The sequence below is a fragment of the Mesonia sp. HuA40 genome (assembly GCF_008017835.1).
Taxonomy (GTDB): Bacteria; Bacteroidota; Bacteroidia; order Flavobacteriales; family Flavobacteriaceae; genus Mesonia.
In genome coordinates this window covers 166,852-188,161 of the sequence record NZ_VRLT01000059.1, presented here as the reverse complement: position 1 = coordinate 188,161, position 21,310 = coordinate 166,852, and the positions used below count along the sequence as shown (strand labels likewise).

Genomic DNA, 21,310 nt, shown 5'->3' with positions numbered 1-21,310 from the left:
ATTAATTTTTAAAAGCATAATGTATAATATTGGCACCCATTTTTAATGCCTTTTCACGAACTTCTGCTGGATCGCCGTGCACAGCAGGACTTTCCCAACCATCGCCTAAATCAGATTCAAAAGTATATAGTAAAATTAATCTGTTTTGATCAAAGATACCCAGAGCCTGTGGGCGTTTACCATCATGCTCATGTATTTTGGGCAGCCCTTTAGAAAAATTAAAAGGTTGCTGGAAGAGTTTATGACTGGCGGGTAATTCTTGTAGTTCTTTTTCGGGGAATAATCGTTTTAATTGTGGTAACAGGTATTTATACATACCATAATTGTCATCTATATGTAAAAACCCACCGCCTAAAAGGTAACGTCTTAAATTTTCGATTCCTTTTTCACTAAAATAAACATTGCCGTGCCCCGTCATATGTATAAAAGCATAGGAAAATAGAGCAGGATCTGTTGGTTTTACTTGCCCAATTTCATTATCTATTTTTGTTCGGATGTTTTGATTGCAAAACTGAACTAGATTTGGTAAAGCCGTTGGATTACCATACCAGTCGCCACCACCATTATATTCCAAAACGGCTACTTTCTGTGCGTAGGTAAAGCTACAGCATATAAACCCTAAACAAAGAAATACAAATTTTCTCATAACTTTAATTATTCGTGTAAAAGCGCAAAAGTGTGTACGCCAACTACACCCGCAGTTTCGGTACGCAGCCTACTGTTTCCTAAACTAACAGGCTTAAAGCCTTGATTAACGGCTTGTTGCACTTCTGCCGTTGAAAAATCACCTTCGGGACCTATAAGCAGCAGGTAATCTTCTTCTAATTTTACCGATTGACTTAACAGGGCTTTTTCTTCATCATAACAATGGGCTATAAACTGATGAGTGGCCTTAGCCGATTGAATGAATTTACTAAATGGAACAAGTGCGCTTATCTCGGGGAGTTTATAATGCAAAGATTGCTTTAACGCACTCACCAAAACTCGTTGGTAACGTTCTAACTTAATTTTCTTGCGCTCGCTATGTTCACATAATATAAAACTAATTTTATCTATTCCTATTTCGGTAGCTTTTTCTAAAAACCACTCGATGCGGTCATTCATTTTAGTGGGAGCTATGGCTAGGTGCAAATTGTATTTTCTGGGCGGTGCTTGGGTTACGCTTAAAACTTTGGCTTTTGTTTTTTTACTGGCAATTTCAATCAATTCTGCTTTAAACATAAAGCCTTTTCCATTGGTTACATGAACTAGATCACCCTGGTTCTTTCGTAAAACGCGTACTAAATGCTTATGCTCTTCTTCATTAAAATAAAAATGAGTGTCTTGGGGTTGAATATGATCTAGATAAAATAATTGCATGTTATATGTGGTAACGTGCTTTAGCACTTGTTTTTACGTCGGTAAATTGGCCATTTAGAAATTTATAATAACCCACAATGCCAATCATTGCGGCATTGTCTGTGGTGTATTCAAATTTAGGTATATGGCAAATCCACTTTTTATTTTGCTCCTGTTTTTGAAGCATAGTACGAATTGCCGAGTTAGCCGAGACACCGCCTCCTATAGCTACCTCTCTTATTTGCGTTTGCTTTACTGCTTTTTCAAGTTTTTTCTGAATTATCTTAACTACAGTAAACTGAAAAGAAGCGCATAAATCATTCAAATTTTCTTTTATAAAATCTTGATTTTCTTTTTGCTTTTTTTCTAAAAAGTACATTACCGCAGTTTTTAATCCGCTAAAGCTAAAGTTTAATTCTTTTACATTAGGTACAGGAAATTCAAAAGCTTTCGGGTTTCCTTTTTGAGCAAGTTTATCAACTATAGGCCCAGCAGGATAATCTAGTCCAAACATTTTACCGCACTTATCATATGCCTCACCAACGGCATCATCTAAGGTTTCTCCAATTACCTCCATAGAGAAATAATCATCAACTTTTACAATTTGAGTATGCCCTCCACTTAAAGTGATTCCTAAAAAGGGAAAATTTGGTTTGCGGTGACTTGCATCATCTATAAAATGAGCCAATAAGTGCGCTTGCATATGGTTAACCTCAATGAGAGGAATATCTAATGCCAAAGCCAAAGATTTTGCAAAAGAAGTACCCACCAATAAACTACCCATTAACCCAGGACCGCGAGTAAAAGCTATCGCACTTAATTGTGATTGGTCTATTTTAGCCTTCTTTAAAGCCTGGTCTACCACGGGTACAATATTTTGCTGATGCGCTCTAGAGGCTAATTCGGGGACCACGCCTCCATATTCTTCGTGAATTTTTTGAGTAGCCACTACATTGCTTAAAATACCAGAATTTTCTAACACAGCCGCCGCCGTATCATCACAAGAAGATTCAATTGCTAAAATGTAGGTGTTTTCTAAAGACATTATTATATATTAGGCATAAAAATTGGTACAATTTAAATTAGGTATCCTATTTTTGTAATGGTTTTAGGGTTACAAATAGGAGCCGTAAACAAAGCTAGAGAAATCTTTTAAAATATTCTAAAAACTACCGCCTTATAAAACGAAAAATTAAAATATTAGCCAAGATATTACTCGGCTTGCTCCTGTTTTTTTTGTTGTTGGTTATGTTTTTTTCAATAGCCAGCGTACAAACTAAAACGGCGCAGTATTTAACCGATTTTCTTCAGGAGAAATACAATGCTAAAATTAAAGTGGCTAAATTACGACTTTCGTATGATGGTAGAGTGGTGTTGAACCAAGTTTTTATAGAAGATCATCACCAGGATACATTGGTAGTAGCCAAAGAATTAAGCACCTCATTGCTCAATATTCAGGGACTAGTCAGCGGTAATGATTTAGATTTTGAAAATACCCACGCTCGCCAATTAAAATTATACCTCAAGCGGTATGAAAATGAAGAAGAAGATAATTTTAGTGTTTTTATTCAAAAGTTTGATAGTGGGAAAAAGTCCAGCGAAGATTTTTCATTAACCATCGATGAGATAAATCTCACCGATAGTTATTTTTCTTACACCGATTTTAATCTTCAAGAGGAGCCTATTTTGGCTTTTGAAGAGCTCAATGTTCAAGCCAATAATTTGCTTATAGATAATAGTGATGTGTTTGTGCAAATCGCCAGCTTGCGCGGAATTGAAGCAAAGGGTATACAAGTAGATTTTTTACAAACTAATTTTGCCTATACCCAACAGCAAATGCGTTTAGATAATTTGGTGTTCAATACAGATAAATCTTCAATAGAGGCGTCTAGGGTTTATTTGAATTATGAGCAAGTTGAAGATTTATCTGATTTTGAAAATAAGGTTAATATAGATGCGCAGTTTGAAAATTCTTTAATACATACCCAAGATTTAAATAAGTTATACAACGAATTTAGCAAAGGTGACGAATTAAAATTCTCTGGAAATGTGTCTGGGGTTTTAAATAATTTACACCTTAATAATTGGAAAATGAGCGGAATGAATCGCACTAATTTATCGGGCGATTTAACCTTAAAAAATATATTAACAGGCAATGCCAATAGCATTCGTGTTATGGGTAATTATGATTATCTAAATACCAATTATTATGATGTGGTAAACTTGTTGCCTAATCTTTTAAAAAATAGAATACCTGAACGTCTACAGCAATTGGGGCAAGTTAAGCTTGAAGGGTATTTAGAAGCGGGTCCGCAGCAAGTGGTTACCAATGCTACGCTAAATAGCCAGTTGGGAGGCGGGCAGTTTGCCTTACGTATTAAAGAACTCGAAAATATAAACAACGCCTCCTACCAAGGAAATCTTGTTTTTACCGATTTTAACTTAGGCGCTTTACTTAACAATAAACAATTGGGCAAGGTGAGTATTGAAGTAGATGTAGATGGTAGCGGATTTTCAGCCAATCAATTGAATTCTAAGGTAAAGGGCAAAATTTCTTCTTTCTACTTTAACGGGTATCGGTATAAAAACATTCAATTATCAGGGACTTTAAAAAACCCTTATTTTAATGGAAAATTAATTAGTAATGATCCTAATTTAAAATTGAATTTTGAAGGACTTATTGACGCTTCCTCTACCACAAATATTATTGATTTTGATGCACAAATCGCTTACGCGGATTTAAGTGCGCTTAATTTTGTAAAAGACACGACTGCTATTTTTAGTGGCAATTTAAACCTAGATCTCAAAGGGAAAAATATAAATGATGCCGAAGGAGTAGTTCTATTGTCTGATGTGCGTTACCAAAATAATCAGGATAACTATGCTTTTAACCAGCTTCAATTACAAGCAAAAACCAATGAAAAAGAGCGAATTATCAAAATTACTTCACCAGATGTAGTCAACGGCGAAGTGCGTGGTAACTTTTTGATTGAAGAAATACCTAAACTTTTTAAAAATGCCATTGGTAGTATTTATACCAATTATGAACCCGAAAAAGTTACCCCCAATCAAGAGGTATCGTTTGAGTTTGACATTTTTAATAAAATAGTAGAAGTGGTGGTGCCAGGAACACAAATTTCTGCAAACACTTTTATAAGAGGAAATTTAACTTCAGAAGAGTCGGCCTTCAAGCTAAGTTTTAAATCGCCTCAAATCAATATCGAAAAAAATAACTTTTACCAAATAGATTTGCAGGTAGATAACGACAACCCACTGTTTAATACTTATTTAAGAGTAGATAGTATTCAAACAGGTTTATACACCGCCAGAGATTTTAATTTAATCAATGTTACCTTAAAAGACACTTTGTTTTTCAAGACCGCTTTCACCGGTGGAAATAGAAATGATGATAAATTTGATTTTAGTTTATACCACACTATTAATCAAGAAAATCAATCGGTTGTAGGCTTTAGAAAATCTGATTTCCAGTTTAAAAAGGCAAAATGGCTGTTAAATAAAGAAAACTTAAAAGATAAAAAATTAATATTTGACCATGACTTTAAAGGCTTCAGTTTAGACACCTTAAGCATTACCCATTTAAATGAAGAGATTCGCATAAGCGGTGAGCTTACCGATAGCACTTACAAAAATTTTGAATTGAAATTTAAAGATGTCGATTTACAAAAAATTACTCCAGATATAGATAGTCTTCAAATGAGAGGAACCGTAAACGGAAACTTGAATTTTCTCCAAAAAAAGGGAGTGTACTATCCTAAGAGTAAAATTAAAATAGAGAATGTAGCCTTAAACGATGTAAATTATGGAAATCTAATTCTAGACATCTCAGGTAATGAATCGCTTACTGACTACAGTATTTTAGCAGAATTGAAAACCAAAGAAAAAATGTATTTAAAGGCTAATGGAGGTATCAATGTTAGTCAGCAAAATGCGTATATTGATCTTCTTGTTGATGTAAACGATTTTGATCTAGAAGCTTTTAGTCCTATAGGCGGAGAGGTGCTTACCGATTTTCGCGGCACCGCAACAGGAGATGCGCATATTTTTGGCGATTACGCCAATCCAGATATTAATGGTAGCCTTACCTTATCGCAAGCCGGACTTAAAATACCTTATCTTAATGTTGATCTCGATTTTCAGCCGCAGGCAGAAGTTAATCTTCGTAAACAGCAATTTATATTTAATGACATTAGGCTTACCGATACCAAATACGATACTCAAGGTGTTTTAAATGGAAGTATTAGTCATAAAAACTTTCAAGATTGGGCGTTAAATTTACAACTAAACGCACCCAACCGTTTGCTGGTTTTAGATACCAAACAAACCGAAGAATCTTTATATTTTGGTACAGGTTTTATTAGTGGTAATGCTAGTATCACCGGACCTGTTGAAGAATTGTATATCGCAGTAAATGCAAAAACAGAGAAAGGCACTATTTTTAAAATACCGCTTAGCGATTCTGAAAGTATTGGTGATCATTCTTTTATTTATTTTTTAACTCCAGAACAAAAAAAGGCTAAAGAAGAAGGCACTCCCGTTATTATTAAACCCGTAAAAGGCCTTGAAATGGCATTTGAACTAGACGTTACCAAAGATGCCGAAGTTGAAGTAGTTGTTGATCAAGAGAGTGGCAGTACTTTAAAAGGGCGTGGGGCAGGAACTTTGTTGATTGAAATAAATACCAATGGTAAATTCAATATGTGGGGAGATTTTGTTGCCTACGAAGGGATTTATAATTTTAAATATGCTGGCCTTATTCAAAAAGAATTTGAAGTAGTGCCGGGTGGTAATATCACTTGGGACGGTAGCCCCACTCGAGCAAATTTGAATGTAAAGGCACTATACAAAACCAGTGCAAATCCTGCTATTTTATTAGAAAATCCTACCATAAACAGAAGCATACCAGTAGAAGTATACATCAATTTAAACGGTGAACTTACCTCGACCGATTTAAGTTTTGAAATTGATTATCCTAACTTGAGTAGTGTGGTGAAATCTGAATTAGAATACCGCATCAGCGATAGGCAAAATACAGAGATACAAGCCTTAAGTTTAATTTCGCAAGGTAGTTTTTTCGCTCAAGGCGGATCAGGTCAAAACGCACCAGGTAATTTACTAATTGAAAGGGCCTCAGGATTATTTGATGATATTTTTACCGATGAAGATGGAAAATTTAAAGTAGGAATAGATTATGTTCAAGGAGGAAGAACTCCAGATCAAGAAACAGCCGATCGGTTTGGGGTTACACTGTCTACCCAAATTAGCGAACGGGTTTTAATTAACGGTAGAGTAGGAGTGCCTATAGGCGGAGTAACAGAATCTGTAGTGGTAGGAGATGTTGAAATTGATTTCTTACTAAATGAAGACGGAAGTTTGCGCGCTAAATTATTCAATCGGGAAAACGATATTCAATATATTGGGGAAGAATTAGGCTACACACAAGGGGTAGGTTTATCTTATTCGGTAGATTTTGATACCTTTAAAGAGCTTATAAGAAAGATTCTAAACAAAGAATTAGAGAAAACCGAAACCAAAAAGCTTAGAAAGCGAAAAAATGAAAAAGAAAACAAGATCGAGCTACCAAGCTATATTGAATTTCCAGGCCGATAGATTATATTTAAAAAATTCGTTTTTATCTAAGTTAGCTTCTTCCAAAATTTTAAAATTATCAATCCGCACACCAAAGCGATTAAAAAACAGATAATACTATGTATTGGTTTTTGATAAATCAAGTAACCTGTACCAAATAAAATGGCATACACACCAACAACACCACTAAAAAAAGCCAGTATTTTATGTTTTAGGAAGTCAAATTTTTTACCGGCATCAAATACTTTTTCTTCAAATTTTTGTAGGGTTTTAGTGTCGGTTGGTCGGGTAAACAAACTTACCAATACCCAACAAGTGGTTGTAATAACCACCCCAACAACCAATTGATAATGGCTGGCCAATTCAAACCAAGGTGCTTCTAGTTTTGCGTTGATAAAAAATACTACCGCAATCAAGAATGAAACAAGCATGGCTGTGATTTCAGAATACGGGTTTATCCTGTACCAAAACCAACGTAAAATAAACAACAGCCCGGTGCCTGCACCTATTTGTAAAAGCAAATCAAATGCTTCTTTAGCTTCTTCTAAAAACAAACTCAATAAGGCGGCTAAAAGCATCATAATCACAGTCGAAATTCTTCCTAATCGTACTTTTTGTTTTTCAGTGGCTTTAGGGTTTACAAAACGTGCATAAAAATCATTAACCACATAACTGCTTCCCCAATTGAGATGGGTAGAAATAGTACTCATAAATGCTGCGATTAGAGAAGTAACTACAATTCCTAAGAGGCCAGAAGGTAGAAAACTCAACATGGCTGGATAGGCCAAATCATCTTTAATAAAATGCTTATCAAGACTAGGAAAAGCTTCTTGCAAACTAGCAGTACTGGGATAAATTATAATAGAAGCTAAGCCAATGATAATCCAAGGCCAAGGTCTTAATGCATAATGAGCTATGGTGAAAAATAAGGTAGCTCCTACTGCGTGTTTTTTATTTTTGGCGGCAAGCATACGCTGGGCAATATAACCGCCACCGCCTGGTTCTGCACCAGGGTACCAAACGCTCCACCATTGAACGGCTAAAGGTACAAGTAAAAGCGGCACATAAACTTCTGGCTTGGTAAAATCTGGAAAAAAAGGCATCTTTAGTTGTACCATCTGATTGTTAATCAGGGCATCTAAACCGCCTATTTCAGGTAAATTAATAATGTAAATGCTAGCCCAAATGCTACCGACCATTGCGATAAAAAACTGAATAAAATCTGTGATTAATACTCCCTTTAATCCGCCAAGAAGTGAGTAAACAACTGTTATTAAAGAAGACACCAAAAGGGTTTGTAAAGCAGAGAAGCCAAACATCACGTGGCCTATTTTAATGGCAGCTAAGCATACGCCAGCCATAATAACTATATTGAAAAATACGCCTAAATAAAGGGCACGAAAACCACGTAGAAATGCGGCACTTTTTCCGCTGTAGCGTAATTCATAAAATTCTAAATCGGTTGTGATATCACTCTTACGCCATAATTTGGCATAAAAGAAAACAGTTAGCATTCCGGTAAGTAAAAAACTCCACCAAACCCAATTACCAAACACCCCATCATTCCTTACTATTCCCGCAACTAGACCTGGTGTGTCGGCGGCAAAAGTGGTGGCCACCATAGAAACTCCCAAAAGCCACCATGGCATATTTTTACCAGATAAGAAATAACTATCTACGTTCTTTTGACCTTTGAAATAAACTAGAACACCAACGCCAAGGCTTATTATAAAAAATCCGATAATCAATAACCAATCTAGACCTGCTAGTTGCATAAATGAGATTATTTAATAGCTATAGCGCTAATTTCTACATTTACAAATTTGGGTAAATTAGCAACTTCAACTGTTTCACGGGCAGGTGCAGTCGATTCATCATAATAAGTGGCATACACCTCATTAATTATACTAAAGTTATGCATATCACTTATAAAAATGGAAGTTTTCACCACATTTTGAAGTGACATTCCAGCGGCCTTTAGAACGGCCTGTAGGTTTTTCATAACAAGATGCGTTTCCTTGCGTAGATCTTGGGTTTCTAGTTCTCCCGTTTCCGGATTTATAGCAATTTGTCCGCTTACATAAAGCGTGTCTTTTACCAAAATAGCCTGATTGTAAGGTCCTATAGGTTGTGGGGCATCTGGGGTTTTAATTATTTCTCTCATAATGATTCTTATTTTATAAGCGTCTATCTCTTTCTCTATTTTTATCGTATTTTAAATCTTGTAGCACATTAGCTTTAATACCTATAAAAAAGTACCAAGATTCGCGATCACCAAAAGGCGTCCAATTAAAAGATAGTCGCCAACTTTCTAAATCACGTTGAAAACGCAATTGAGTAAAAGTAAAACCCGGATTAACAAAATCGAAACCCGAGGAGGCACCAACCTTCCAACGAGGAGACAACTCTACATCTCCACTAAACATAATAGAGTGCCCCGAAATCTCGTTATTTCTTCTTAGGTTATCATAGGTCATACTATAAGCAATGCGTAAATTCCAAGGAATACTATAATTATAACGCTTAGTTTCATTTTCTACCACTTCTTCTTCCTCATCTTCATAGAGTTTTCCGTCAAAATCTGCCGATCTTCCAAATAAATCATCTGGTCTACCACCATTTCTAAACGATTCATTTTCAAGATCATCTGTTTGTTCATCTTGGTCCCGCTCAAAATCTTTATTTGAGAAACTATAACTAAAACTCGCCTGTGCCCTTGTTAATCTAAATAGACTACCACCATTATTGATATTCCACTTGTCGATTCTCTCATTACTATTGTTTAAAGCGTATGGATCTAAAGCACCGTTAAAATTTATGGTAAGTTTATCTTGTACGACAGGCAGTGAACCTCGAACTACAACTGGTTGTAGCTTTAAAGAATCGGCTGCCATATTGTAGGAAGTTCCTAAACTAAAATTTGAAAGCAACTTTCTTTTAATTGGTTCTGTTGCGGTGGTATCTCGTGAGGTTATCTTTGCTTCAAAATCATTGGTTACATTAAACCCAATACTACTAGCATATCGGTTTCCGGGCGCTCCAAATAAAGAGCCTTCAAATCTAGAATAACTTACATTTCTAGCCTCTAGGGTAGAAGTTGCTGGCACCAAATAAGTGTCGTAAAATTGATCAAAAGAGGGGGTGAGTGTATAACTTAAAGATGGTCTAATTACATGCCTAATAGCCTGAATTTTTTTATCTTTTCCAAAGTTTTTTTGGCCGTATACAGTTGTTCCAATACTAGAACTAAAATTATAGGTTCTAAAAGAATCAAATCCGTTAAGGGTATCGCGCACAACAGCTTGCGTATCTTGATCATAGCGCTGCTCAATAGTTTTAAAAACCCAATTTTCTTCAAAATTTGTTCCTGCACTTACACTAAAATGCTTAAACAGTTTAAAATTTGTGGCAATGGGTATACTATGCTTTATACCGCTTTGCATATCTCTAAACATTTGTGGCTTAAAGAAAAGAGAATCGGTCGTTTTTATTCTATTTTCACCTCGTAAACTGTACTGGAAATTAATATTTTCAAAAATACCTTTCTTGGTTCCATTTTTAGGAGCAAAAGGATAAATTCTAGACATACTTGCGTTTAAGCTGGGTAAGGTCATATTGATTTCCTGTGTATTGGTATTTTGATTGTGGGTGGCAGCAATGTTTAAATTAACCTCTGGGAAACCACTAAAGGTTTTACTGTAAGATACCGATGAACTCAGGTTGTTATTCAGAAAATTCGCGGTGTTGGTTTGATTGATACTTTCTTGATAATATTGGGAGCTTCCAAGGTTAACAGAGGCTTGAAATCTGCTTGACGGATTAGCTTTTGCGTCTTGTGAATGCGACCAGCGAATGTTATAAATAGAACTTTCTGAATAATCGGGAAAACCAGGTTCGCTATTGAGTAGTTTTTCATATCTAAAGCTAAAATTACCCCTAAATTTATACCGCAGCGCATAATTTGATTCGGCTCTAAAGCCAAAACTACCGTTGGTGTAATAATCACCTAAAACGGCTAAATCAACATATTCATTAATATTAAAATAATAACCACCATTTTGTAAAAAGTAACCTCTGTTTTGGTTATCTCCAAAAGAGGGTAAGATAATACCCGAAGAACGTTCATCGGTTAAGGGAAAGTAGCCAAAAGGCAACATTAACGGGGTAGGCACATCGGCGATGTACATGGTTACTAAACCCGTAATCACCTTTTTTTCGGGAACTAATTTAACCTGTCTTGCGTTAAAATAATATTCGGGGTTGTCTATATCTTTTGCGGTGGTAAACTTTACATTTTGCATAAAGTAAACCGAATCGTTTTCTTTTTTGGTTATAGCTCCTTTGACATTAAATTCGCCTTGCTGCGTGCGCGAATTGTAAACCAAAGCCTTTTGAGTGTCAAAATTGAATCGGATACTATCGGGTTCAACAATATTTTGACCCTGAGAAAAAACGGGTCGTTGCGTATAATTTCCTAGAGAATCTTTGATACCAAAAGCATAAACTTCATTGGTAGCATTATTTAATATTATTTTTCCAGCTTCAAGCGTGACATCACCATACACAATTTTGGCCTCGTTATAAAGATAAGCTTTTTTATTTTTAGCATCCAGCATCATATAATCTTTAGCCGTACTAATCACATTATCGGTTAAAAAAGATTTAGTTTTAGTACTGTCTTCTTGATTTATAGCATTATTAGAATTTACTACAGGCGTGGTTTTTAAAAGACTATCGCTTAAAGGGAATACCGCCTCTCGCTCTGCTGGAATGCGCAAGGTACGGGTGCTATCAATTTCTTGAGCTTGCGTCGAATTAAAAAACAAGAAAAGAAAAAAACAAGAGAAAAGTATATGGTATAAGTTTGTTTGCAATGCTTATAGTGCTATTTTTGTATTGTTTGGCTTGCTTTTTGAAAAGCCAAAATTACATATATTTTTTTAAGGGTTGTTCTTAATTTTTAAAAATAAACAAATCGGCAAATAAAAATTAGCTTAAGCTATTCATTATGAAAAAGTTTTCACTTTATTTCTTTCTCCTTTGCGGAATTTTATTGCTAAACCAGGAATTCGCTTGGTCGCAAAATAAAACCTTTGTAGTGGTCTTAGATGCAGGTCACGGAGGTAAAGATCCAGGAAATCGAGGAAACGGTTACAAAGAGAAAGATATTGCTTTAAAGGTGGTTCTGGAAGTAGGGAAGATCTTAAAAAAAGATAAAGATATAAAAGTACTTTACACAAGAACGACAGATACACTTGTAACCTTAGACGATAGAGCGAAGATTGCCAATGACGCTGATGCTGATTTATTTGTTTCTGTTCATTGCAATGCTCATAGTAGTAACGCACAAGGTACAGAAACTTTTGTTTTAGGTTTACATCGTAATGAAGACAACCTAAAGATTGCGATGAAAGAAAACTCTGTGATTTATTTAGAAGATGATTATGAAGTGGTTTATGATGGTTTCGATCCAAGTTCTCCTGCATCGTACATAGGTATGACCTTGATGCAAGAAGAATATTTAGATCAAAGCATCCTATTAGCTGATTATGTGCAAAAACAGTTTACAAACACTCTTAAACGTGTAAATCGTGGCGTAAAGCAAGCTGGTTTTTTGGTGCTTCGCAAGACCTTTATGCCCAGTGTATTAGTAGAAACTGGTTTTTTAACCAATAAACAAGAAGGTCGTTATTTAAATTCTCCTGCAGGCCAGGCCAAAATGGCTATTTCTATAGCCGAAGGAATAGTAGATTATAAAAACAGTATAAACCTTAGCGCTACAGAAGTAAACTATAAAAAAGAAAACCAAGGTAGAAAAGAAGAATACCCTTCTGTTACCTTTATGGTGCAAATTGCAGCGGGTAGCAAGCCACTTGAATTAGCTCCATATAATTTTAAAGGTTTAAAAGGTGTGTCGCGTAAATTAGAAGGCAAGCTCTATAAATATTACTATGGTAATACTAGCAATTATAAGGAGATTCAACAATTATTACAACAGGCCAAAAGCGCTGGATTCTCCAAAAGTTTTTTAGTTGCTTTTAAAGGAGGGGATAAAGTAAGCGTTAATGACGCGTTAAAAACTAAGCGGAAATAAAAGCATTTTCTATTTTTAATTCCTAAATTTGTTAATTCTTAAATCCGCTACAATTGAAAATATCTAAAGAAGTTAAAACAGCATTACTGGCCTTATTGGCTATAGCCCTATTGATATTTGGGTATAATTTTTTAAAAGGAAATAACTTACTAGAAAATAACAGAACATTTTACGCGGTATATGAAGATGTTGAAGGGCTCGCTCCTTCATCCCCAGTTACCATTAACGGATTGCAAGTGGGTACGGTTTCGGGCATTCGATTCTTAAATAAAACAGGAGCCATTTTGGTGAGTATGAATGTCCAAAATGAGTTTCAATTTTCAAAAACAAGTAAAGCTCAAATCTATGGTGGCGGTATTATAGGTGGAAAAAGTTTGGCCATTTTACCTGAATACGATGGCCCTATAGCTAAATCTGGAGACACTTTACCTGGAGAAATAGATGAAGGTTTATTAGAGCTAGTGAACGATAGACTTACGCCATTACAAAATAAAGTCGAAAAAGCCATCAGTAGTACAGATTCAGTTCTTTTTGCGTTTAATGATATATTAAACGCTGAAACACGAAAAAACCTTAAGCAAAGTCTTGCAAACTTTAATTCTATTTCAGAAAATTTCAAAAATATTACAGGGAGAACAGATAATATGCTTAAAAACAATGAAGATAAGCTTAGTAGAACTCTTAGTAATATTGATAAAACCACGGCTAATTTAAGCAAACTAAGCGATAGTCTTTCGCAAGTTGATATTGCACAAATTACACGTGATTTAGAAACCGCAATTCACGATTTTAAAAGTATTGCCAGTGAACTGAACCAAGGAAAAGGTACAGCTGGTAAACTTTTAAAAGACCCTACTATTTATGATAATATGGATCGTGCAACCCGACAATTAGAACAATTGCTACAGGATTTAAAACTAAATCCTAAACGATACGTACATTTTTCGTTATTCGGGAAAAAAAATAAAGCTTACGAAAAACCAAAAGACTCTCTTAAATAAATTTAAAATATGGCAATTATAGGACAAATACTATTTTTCATCGCCCTTGTATTGGGCGTTGGCTTTTTTACCCTAAATATCAAGAAGTTAATTCGCAATATTAAACTAGGTAAAACAGTTGATTGCACCGACCGAAAAGGTGATCGTTTTAAGCAAATGGCAAAAGTTGCTTTAGGACAATCAAAAATGGTGGTTCGGCCAATTGCCGGTATCTTACATATAATAGTATACGTTGGTTTTATTATTATAAATATTGAAGTTATAGAGATTATAATCGATGGTCTTTTTGGTACGCACCGGGTTTTGTCTTTTATGGGTGGTTTCTATAATTTTTTAATCGGTACTTTTGAAATATTAGCATTATTGGTATTTGTGGGGGTAGTGGTATTTTGGCTTAGAAGAAATGCCATAAAAATAACACGTTTCTGGGCCAACGAGATGAAAGGTTGGCCAAAAGATGATGCCAACTATATTCTTTATTTTGAGATGATACTTATGGGCTTGTTTTTATTAATGAATGCCGCAGATTACCAATTACAACTTTCTGGTGCTGCACATTATGCCCAACAAGACGGATCTATAGTCGGCGCTTTTCCTGTGAGTCAATATATAAGTCCGCTTCTAGCGGGATTATCAGAATCAAGCTTAATTTTAGTTGAGCGTTCGGCTTGGTGGTTACATATTTTCGGTATTTTGTTTTTCCTAAATTATTTATACTACTCAAAGCATTTACATATTTTGCTTGCCTTTCCTAATACCTATTTAGCTAAGTTACAACCCAAAGGGGAGATGGATAACTTAGAATCGGTAAAACAAGAGGTAGCCTTGATGATGGACCCTAACGCTGATCCATTTGCAGCTCCAAGTGGAGACGATGAAGCAGCAGAGCCCGAAAAATTTGGAGCAAGTGACGTATTTGATTTGAATCAGGTGCAATTGCTTAATGCCTACACCTGTACAGAATGCGGTAGGTGTACATCAGAATGTCCGGCCAACCAAACGGGTAAGAAATTATCTCCGCGTAAAATTATGATGGATACTCGTGATCGCTTGCAGGAAGTGAGTAAACAAATAGATGCTAAAAAAGACCCAAAGGAAGATGGTAAACAATTATTAGATGATTATATAACCCGAGAAGAGCTTTGGGCATGTACAACTTGTAATGCTTGTGTACAGGCTTGCCCTATTGGTATAGACCCTTTATCTATTATTTTAGATATGCGAAGGTATTTAGTTATGGAACAAAGTGCAGCGCCTAATGAATTAAATGTTGCCATGGGTAATATAGAGAATAATGGAGCACCTTGGCCTTATAATCAAATGGATCGATTAAACTGGGCTAACGAAAATTAAAATAGAATATAGCGATGAATACAGATAATATAAATACAGAGAAAATTAAAGTACCTACCATGGCCGAATATATGGCGCAAGGAAAAAAACCAGAAGTTCTTTTTTGGGTCGGTTGTGCGGGTAGTTTTGATGATCGTGCAAAAAAAATAACCAAAGCTTTCATAAAACTTTTAACCAAAGCAAAAGTCGACTATGCCGTATTAGGAACCGAAGAAAGTTGTACAGGAGATCCGGCTAAAAGGTCGGGGAATGAGTTTTTGTTCCAAATGCAAGCAGCGATGAATATTGAGGTGCTAAATGGCTATGAGGTTAAAAAAATTGTTACCGCTTGTCCGCATTGCTTTAATACCATAAAAAATGAATACCCAGAATTAGGCGGAAATTATGAAGTTGTACATCATACTCAATTTTTAAAAAGTTTGATGGAAGAAGGTCGCCTACGCGTAGAAGGCGGTAAATTTAAAGGAAAAAGAATAACTTTTCACGACCCTTGTTACTTAGGCCGTGCCAACAACGAATATGAAGCGCCACGTGACTTGCTTAGAAAGTTAGAAGTAGAGCTACTTGAGATGCGTAAGTGCAAAAGCCAAGGGCTATGTTGTGGTGCAGGTGGTGGCCAAATGTTTAAAGAACCAGAAAAAGGGAATAAAGATGTGAATGTATTAAGAACAGAACAAGCTTTAGAAACTAAACCTGAAGCCATTGCAGCCGGTTGTCCTTTTTGTAATACGATGATGACAGACGGAGTAAAAAACAAGAATAAAGAAAATGAAGTAGAAGTGCTTGATGTAGCCGAAATGATAGCACAAGCACAAGATCTGTAAATCAAAAATATGTGGGTAGAATTTAACGCATTAGCCGATGAATCAAAAATATGGATTTATCAGGCAAGTAGGTCTTTTACGGATGTAGAACTACAAGAATTAGAAATGTCGCTAAAAAACTTTGTAGATAACTGGGCCGCGCACGGCACTGGATTAAAAGCTAGTTTTTTGATAAAATACAAACGCTTTATCATTCTTGGCGTAGATGCCGCTAGTGCACAGGCTAGTGGATGCAGCATTGATACCTCTGTTCGATTTATTCAAGAACTTGAGACAAAATATGCTGTCGATTTACTCGATAAAATGAATGTTACCTTTAAACAAGGAGAATATTTGGCTTATAAACCATTAATTGATTTTAAAAAATTAGTGAAAAACAAGTCAGTTTCTGGTAAAACCATCGTGTTTAACAACTTAGTCAATATTAAAAAAGAATTAGAGACAGATTGGGAGATTCCATTAGAAGAAAGTTGGCACAATCGATTTTTATAACCGTTTAAAGAAGTTTCTACTATGCCCAGATATTTCTTAATTGCTTTCGCTACCCTTGTATGTATGCAATTTTCTTTAAATGCGCAGCAAAAAAATCCGCTTGAAGCTAAAAACCCAATTTTACAAAAAGCCTGGGTAGATTCTGTATACCAAAATTTAACGCTTGATGAAAAAATTGGACAATTGTTTATGGCTGATATTTTCTCAAGTAAGGGAAAACCAGCCGAAAATAATCTTGCTGCACTGATAAAAAACTATCATATTGGTGGTGTAATTTTTTCTAAAGGTGGGCCAGGACGGCAGGCAAAAATGCACAATCGGTTACAAGAAAAAGCTAAAGTACCTTTATTAATTGGCATGGATGCCGAATGGGGTCTGGCTATGCGCTTAGACTCTACTTATTCTTTTCCGTGGAATATGACTTTGGGTGCTATTCAAGATCCAGATTTAATTTATGAAGCAGGAAAACAAATCGCTAAGCATAACAAACGTTTAGGCGTTCATTTTAATTTTGCACCTGTAGTAGATGTAAACATAAACCCAGCAAACCCAATTATTGGTAATCGTTCTTTTGGTGAAAATGTGCAAAAAATCACCCAACAAGCTATTGCCTTTATGCAAGGGATGCATAGTGAAAATGTTTTGAGCAGCGCTAAACATTTTCCCGGACACGGCGATACCCATACCGATTCTCATAAAAGTTTGCCTTATCTAGATTTTACTAGACAGCGATTAGATAGTGTTGAATTATTCCCCTTTAGGGAATTAATAAAGAATGGTGTTTCAAGTATAATGGTTGGCCATTTAAATGTACCTGCTTTGCAAGAAGACAATATTCCCACCTCTTTAAGCAAGGCGGTTATAACCGATCTTTTAAAAACTAGATACCAGTATAAAGGTTTGATTTTTACCGATGCTTTAAATATGCGCGGAGTAGCTGACTTTGATGAACCGGGCGAAATAGACCTTGCAGCATTCAAAGCAGGAAATGATATATTATTGATCTCAGAAAATATTCCCGCAGCTCACCAACGATTAAAAGCAGCTTATGTTAAAAAAGAGATTACTGAAGAGCGTTTGGCACATTCAGTAAAAAAGATTTTAATGGCTAAATACAAAGCCGGTCTACATGAATATAAACCTATCAAATTAGAAGGTTTACACGAAGATTTGAATGCACACGAAAATGATGTGATTTATGAAGAATTGATAGAGAAAGCTATCACTTTAGTAAAGAATGATAAAGCCATTTTACCGATACAGGATTTAGAAAAAAAGAAAATTGCCTATGTAAAATTAGGTAAGGATTCTGGAGAAGCATTTTTGAAAACATTGAATAAATATACGCAAGTAGATGAAGTTAAGGCAGATAGCCTTAGTGAATTGCTAGAAAAACTTAAAGCTTATAATTTGGTAATCGTAGGGCATCATACAGATAATGCTAATCCTTGGAAATCATATAAATACACTTTAAACGAGAAGATTTGGCTGTATGAGATTGCCAGAAAAAATGAAGTAATTCTAGCTTCTTTTGCGCGCCCATATTCTATTATCGATTTGAAAACCACCATCAATATAAATGCTATTATTTTAGGATATCAAAACAGTAAACTGGCACAAGAAAAAGTAGCTCAAGCTATATTTGGCGGTCTAAGTATTCAAGGAAAATTGCCGGTAAGTTTAGGTAAAGAATTTCCAGAAGGTACAGGTTTTATATTGTCTAAGGTGCACAGACTTTCTTATGGTACACCAGAAAGTGTAGGTATGCGCAGTATCAATTTTAAGGAAATTGATAGCATACTAAACGATATGGTCAAAAAAAAAATGGCCCCCGGAGCGCAAGTACTCATTGCGCGAAAAGGAAGGGTGGTTTATGATAAAAATGTAGGTTTTCATACTTACGAAAAAAAAAAGCCTGTAACTAGCCAAAGCATCTACGATTTGGCATCGCTAACGAAAATTTTGGCCACCTTACCTTTGGTAATGGAGCAATATGAAAAAGGAATCTTGAATCTTGATACCACCTTGGCAGAGCTTATTAAAGATTTTAAAGATTCTAATAAGGCGAATATAGACGTAAAGAGCATGTTGAGTCATTATGCTCAATTGAAAGCCTGGATTCCATTCTATATAGGAACACTAGACAGCCTTACGAATAAGGCTTCAAAAATTTACTTTCGCAAAGAAAAAGATCTCTTGCATAATATTCAGGTAGCCGATAATATGTTTATGCGAACAGATTATGCCGATACCCTTTTTAATATCATTAAGGAAAGTCCGCTACGGGCTAAGAAAAATTACAAATACAGTGATTTACCTTATTATATTCTTAAACATTATCTCGAAGAATATTATGAACAGTCTTTAGCCGATTTAACTCAAAAGCATTTTTATGAGCCTTTAGGAGCTAATTTTACAGGTTATTTACCGCTCAATCGGTTTAATAAGCAACAAATTACTCCATCAGAAGATGATAATTATTGGCGAGAGCAGCGGGTGCAAGGTTATGTTCATGATCAAGGTGCTGCTATGCAAGGTGGCGTTGGAGGGCACGCAGGATTATTTAGTAACGCCAATGATGTAGCTAAACTTATGCAGGTTTATTTAAATGGGGGTACCTATGGCGGTAAACGTTTTTTTAAATCATCTACCATAAGCAGTTTTAATACCTGCTATTATTGCGATGAAGACGTACGTAGAGGAGTTGGTTTTGATAAACCTCAGTTAGGATCGGTAGGTCCAACCTGCGGCTGTCTATCAATGAACAGTTTTGGTCATAGTGGTTTTACCGGAACTTATGCTTGGGCAGACCCAGAAGAACAAATAGTTTACGTATTTTTATCGAATAGAACTTTTCCTGATGCAGGAAATCGTTTGTTGATTACAGAAGATGTACGCACAAAAATTCAAGCAATTATATATAAAGGAATTATTAACTAGAAATTGAATAAGTGAATATAGGTATAGTATGTTATCCAACCTTTGGTGGAAGTGGTGTTGTTGCAACCGAGTTAGGAATGGCTTTAGCAAAAAAAGGACATATTGTTCATTTTATCACCTATAAACAACCGGTTAGGCTCGAACAATTGTCTAGTAATATTCATTTTCACGAGGTGAATGTGCCCGAGTATCCGTTGTTTCATTACCAACCCTATGAATTAGCACTTTCGAGCAAGCTGGTAGATATGGTAAAATTACATAAAATAGACTTGTTGCATGTGCATTATGCTATTCCGCACGCATACGCGGGTTATATGGCCAAGCAGATGCTAGCACAAGAAGGTATTGAATTGCCAATGGTAACCACACTTCACGGAACAGATATTACTTTGGTGGGAAATCACCCTTATTACAAGCCAGCAGTTACATTCAGCATAAACAACAGCGATTATGTAACCACAGTGTCTGAAAGTTTAAAGTTAGACACCCTTAGATTATTTGATGTGACAAGTCCTATACAAGTAATTCCTAATTTTATAGATTCACAAAAGTATCTTAATCCAATTAATGAATGTCAACGTTCTTTAATGGCTCAAGATGATGAACGCATAATTACCCATGTTAGTAATTTTAGAAAAGTGAAAAGAATAGATGATGTGGTTAAAATATTTTACCACATACAAAAAGAAATGAAGGCTAAACTCATTATGGTAGGAGAAGGCCCCGAAGTACAACCCGCTAAAGAATTAGCTCATTCGTTAGGTATAAGAAATAAAATTTTATTTATGGGAGCTAGTAATGAAGTAGAAAAGATTTTGTGCCTTTCGGATTTGTTTTTACTACCATCTAAAAATGAAAGCTTTGGTTTAGCGGCTTTGGAAGCAATGATAAACAAAGTACCTGTAATTTCATCGAATACCGGTGGTATTCCTGAAGTGAATAAAAACGGTTTCTCAGGTTATCTTAGTGATGTTGGAGCGGTAGAGGATATGGCTAAAAAAGGAATCCATATCTTAAAAAATGATGAAAACCTGCAGACATTTAAGAAAAATGCATATCAGCAGGCTTTGGCGTTTGATCTTGAGAAAATTATCCCTCAATATGAAAGTGTATATCACAAGGCAATAAACCGTAAAAAGGCTTAAAATTGGTAACGTACACCTAAAGCGATATCCGGAATAAAGTTGTTCATTACATCGTAGTCATTAAAACCTATCTCAGGTCTAAAATCTAGCGAAATCATTAAAGGTATATCAAAGTTGTATTCAATGCCTATATCACCAGCTACAAATAGAAACATACCATCGTTTGGGCGGTAACCATTTTTAAAATAGCGATTATCTTCTACGCTGCCCAAGCCACCACCTACACCAGCATACCAGTTGAATCCGCCTTCAATATTCCAAACCCATTGATATAAACCAGTTAGTTTAAAAGCATCAAAATAGCTATCATTTCTCCAACCCAAATCGGCTTCAAGCCTGTTATTAGGCGACCCAATTTGCCTTTGATAACTTATTTCAGCACCAAACCCGTCGCCGCCACCTAAACGAAGACCTAGAGCATTTTTAGCGATTAAACCGCTATTCTGAGCATTAAGACCTGTAAATGAAAGAATCATTAAAAGAATTCCAGAGAAAACAAATCGTATCATACTTTTT

At 35.6% G+C, this 21,310-nt stretch carries 15 protein-coding genes; 8 read left to right on the top strand and 7 right to left on the bottom strand.

What is annotated here, in order from left to right:
- Position 1: 1 nt before the first annotated feature.
- The 3 genes from FT993_RS10545 to tsaD are packed head-to-tail and all read right to left on the bottom strand — an operon-like array spanning position 2 to position 2,383.
- Entirely contained in the window at positions 2–646 is a 645-nt protein-coding gene (locus FT993_RS10545; protein WP_147862514.1) for a DUF4159 domain-containing protein, read from the bottom strand.
- Positions 647–654: 8 nt separating this feature from the next.
- A complete protein-coding gene (locus FT993_RS10540; protein WP_147862513.1) occupies positions 655–1,359 on the bottom strand; it encodes a 16S rRNA (uracil(1498)-N(3))-methyltransferase in 705 nt (234 codons plus the stop codon).
- A 1-nt stretch (position 1,360) separates the two neighbouring features.
- Complete coding sequence (gene tsaD, locus FT993_RS10535) at positions 1,361–2,383, bottom strand: tRNA (adenosine(37)-N6)-threonylcarbamoyltransferase complex transferase subunit TsaD (RefSeq protein WP_147862512.1); 1,023 nt, start codon at positions 2,381–2,383, stop codon at positions 1,361–1,363.
- A gap of 203 nt (positions 2,384–2,586) precedes the next feature.
- Between tsaD and FT993_RS10530 the strand changes: the two genes are divergently transcribed.
- Entirely contained in the window at positions 2,587–6,966 is a 4,380-nt protein-coding gene (locus tag FT993_RS10530; RefSeq protein ID WP_255504473.1) for a translocation/assembly module TamB domain-containing protein, read from the top strand.
- 26 nt (positions 6,967–6,992) lie between these two features.
- On the opposite strand, the gene FT993_RS10525 is transcribed toward FT993_RS10530, so the two are convergent.
- Genes FT993_RS10525 through FT993_RS10515 form a run of 3 tightly spaced genes read right to left on the bottom strand, consistent with a single transcriptional unit; the run spans position 6,993 to position 11,819 of the window.
- Complete coding sequence (locus FT993_RS10525; protein WP_147862511.1) at positions 6,993–8,720, bottom strand: sodium:solute symporter family protein; 1,728 nt, start codon at positions 8,718–8,720, stop codon at positions 6,993–6,995.
- 8 nt (positions 8,721–8,728) lie between these two features.
- On the bottom strand, positions 8,729–9,109 hold the full coding sequence (locus FT993_RS10520; RefSeq protein ID WP_147862510.1) for a Rid family detoxifying hydrolase: 381 nt from the start codon (positions 9,107–9,109) through the stop codon (positions 8,729–8,731).
- 13 nt (positions 9,110–9,122) lie between these two features.
- A complete protein-coding gene (locus FT993_RS10515) occupies positions 9,123–11,819 on the bottom strand; it encodes a putative LPS assembly protein LptD (protein ID WP_147862509.1) in 2,697 nt (898 codons plus the stop codon).
- A 134-nt stretch (positions 11,820–11,953) separates the two neighbouring features.
- On the opposite strand from FT993_RS10515, the gene FT993_RS10510 reads away from it, so the two are divergent.
- The 7 genes from FT993_RS10510 to bshA are packed head-to-tail and all read left to right on the top strand — an operon-like array spanning position 11,954 to position 20,794.
- Positions 11,954–13,039 carry an N-acetylmuramoyl-L-alanine amidase gene (locus FT993_RS10510; RefSeq protein ID WP_147862508.1) on the top strand — a complete coding sequence of 362 codons (1,086 nt, stop codon included), beginning with the start codon at positions 11,954–11,956 and terminating at the stop codon, positions 13,037–13,039.
- Positions 13,040–13,092: 53 nt separating this feature from the next.
- Complete coding sequence (locus tag FT993_RS10505) at positions 13,093–14,040, top strand: MlaD family protein (protein ID WP_147862507.1); 948 nt, start codon at positions 13,093–13,095, stop codon at positions 14,038–14,040.
- 9 nt (positions 14,041–14,049) lie between these two features.
- Entirely contained in the window at positions 14,050–15,393 is a 1,344-nt protein-coding gene (locus FT993_RS10500; RefSeq protein ID WP_147862506.1) for a (Fe-S)-binding protein, read from the top strand.
- Positions 15,394–15,407: 14 nt separating this feature from the next.
- Positions 15,408–16,217 carry a (Fe-S)-binding protein gene (locus FT993_RS10495; RefSeq protein WP_147862505.1) on the top strand — a complete coding sequence of 270 codons (810 nt, stop codon included), beginning with the start codon at positions 15,408–15,410 and terminating at the stop codon, positions 16,215–16,217.
- 9 nt (positions 16,218–16,226) lie between these two features.
- Positions 16,227–16,709, top strand: a complete 483-nt coding sequence (locus FT993_RS10490; protein WP_147862504.1) for an ABC transporter ATPase — start codon at positions 16,227–16,229, stop codon at positions 16,707–16,709.
- Between the two features lie 21 nt (positions 16,710–16,730).
- On the top strand, positions 16,731–19,649 hold the full coding sequence (locus tag FT993_RS10485; RefSeq protein ID WP_147862503.1) for a glycoside hydrolase family 3 N-terminal domain-containing protein: 2,919 nt from the start codon (positions 16,731–16,733) through the stop codon (positions 19,647–19,649).
- An 11-nt stretch (positions 19,650–19,660) separates the two neighbouring features.
- Positions 19,661–20,794 (top strand): N-acetyl-alpha-D-glucosaminyl L-malate synthase BshA, encoded by a 1,134-nt coding sequence (gene bshA, locus FT993_RS10480; RefSeq protein ID WP_147862502.1) that lies wholly within the window; start codon positions 19,661–19,663, stop codon positions 20,792–20,794.
- Here bshA and FT993_RS10475 read toward each other — a convergent pair.
- Positions 20,791–21,303 carry a hypothetical protein gene (locus FT993_RS10475; RefSeq protein WP_147862501.1) on the bottom strand — a complete coding sequence of 171 codons (513 nt, stop codon included), beginning with the start codon at positions 21,301–21,303 and terminating at the stop codon, positions 20,791–20,793. The genes bshA and FT993_RS10475 overlap by 4 nt on opposite strands.
- Between the last annotated feature and the right edge of the window lie 7 nt (positions 21,304–21,310).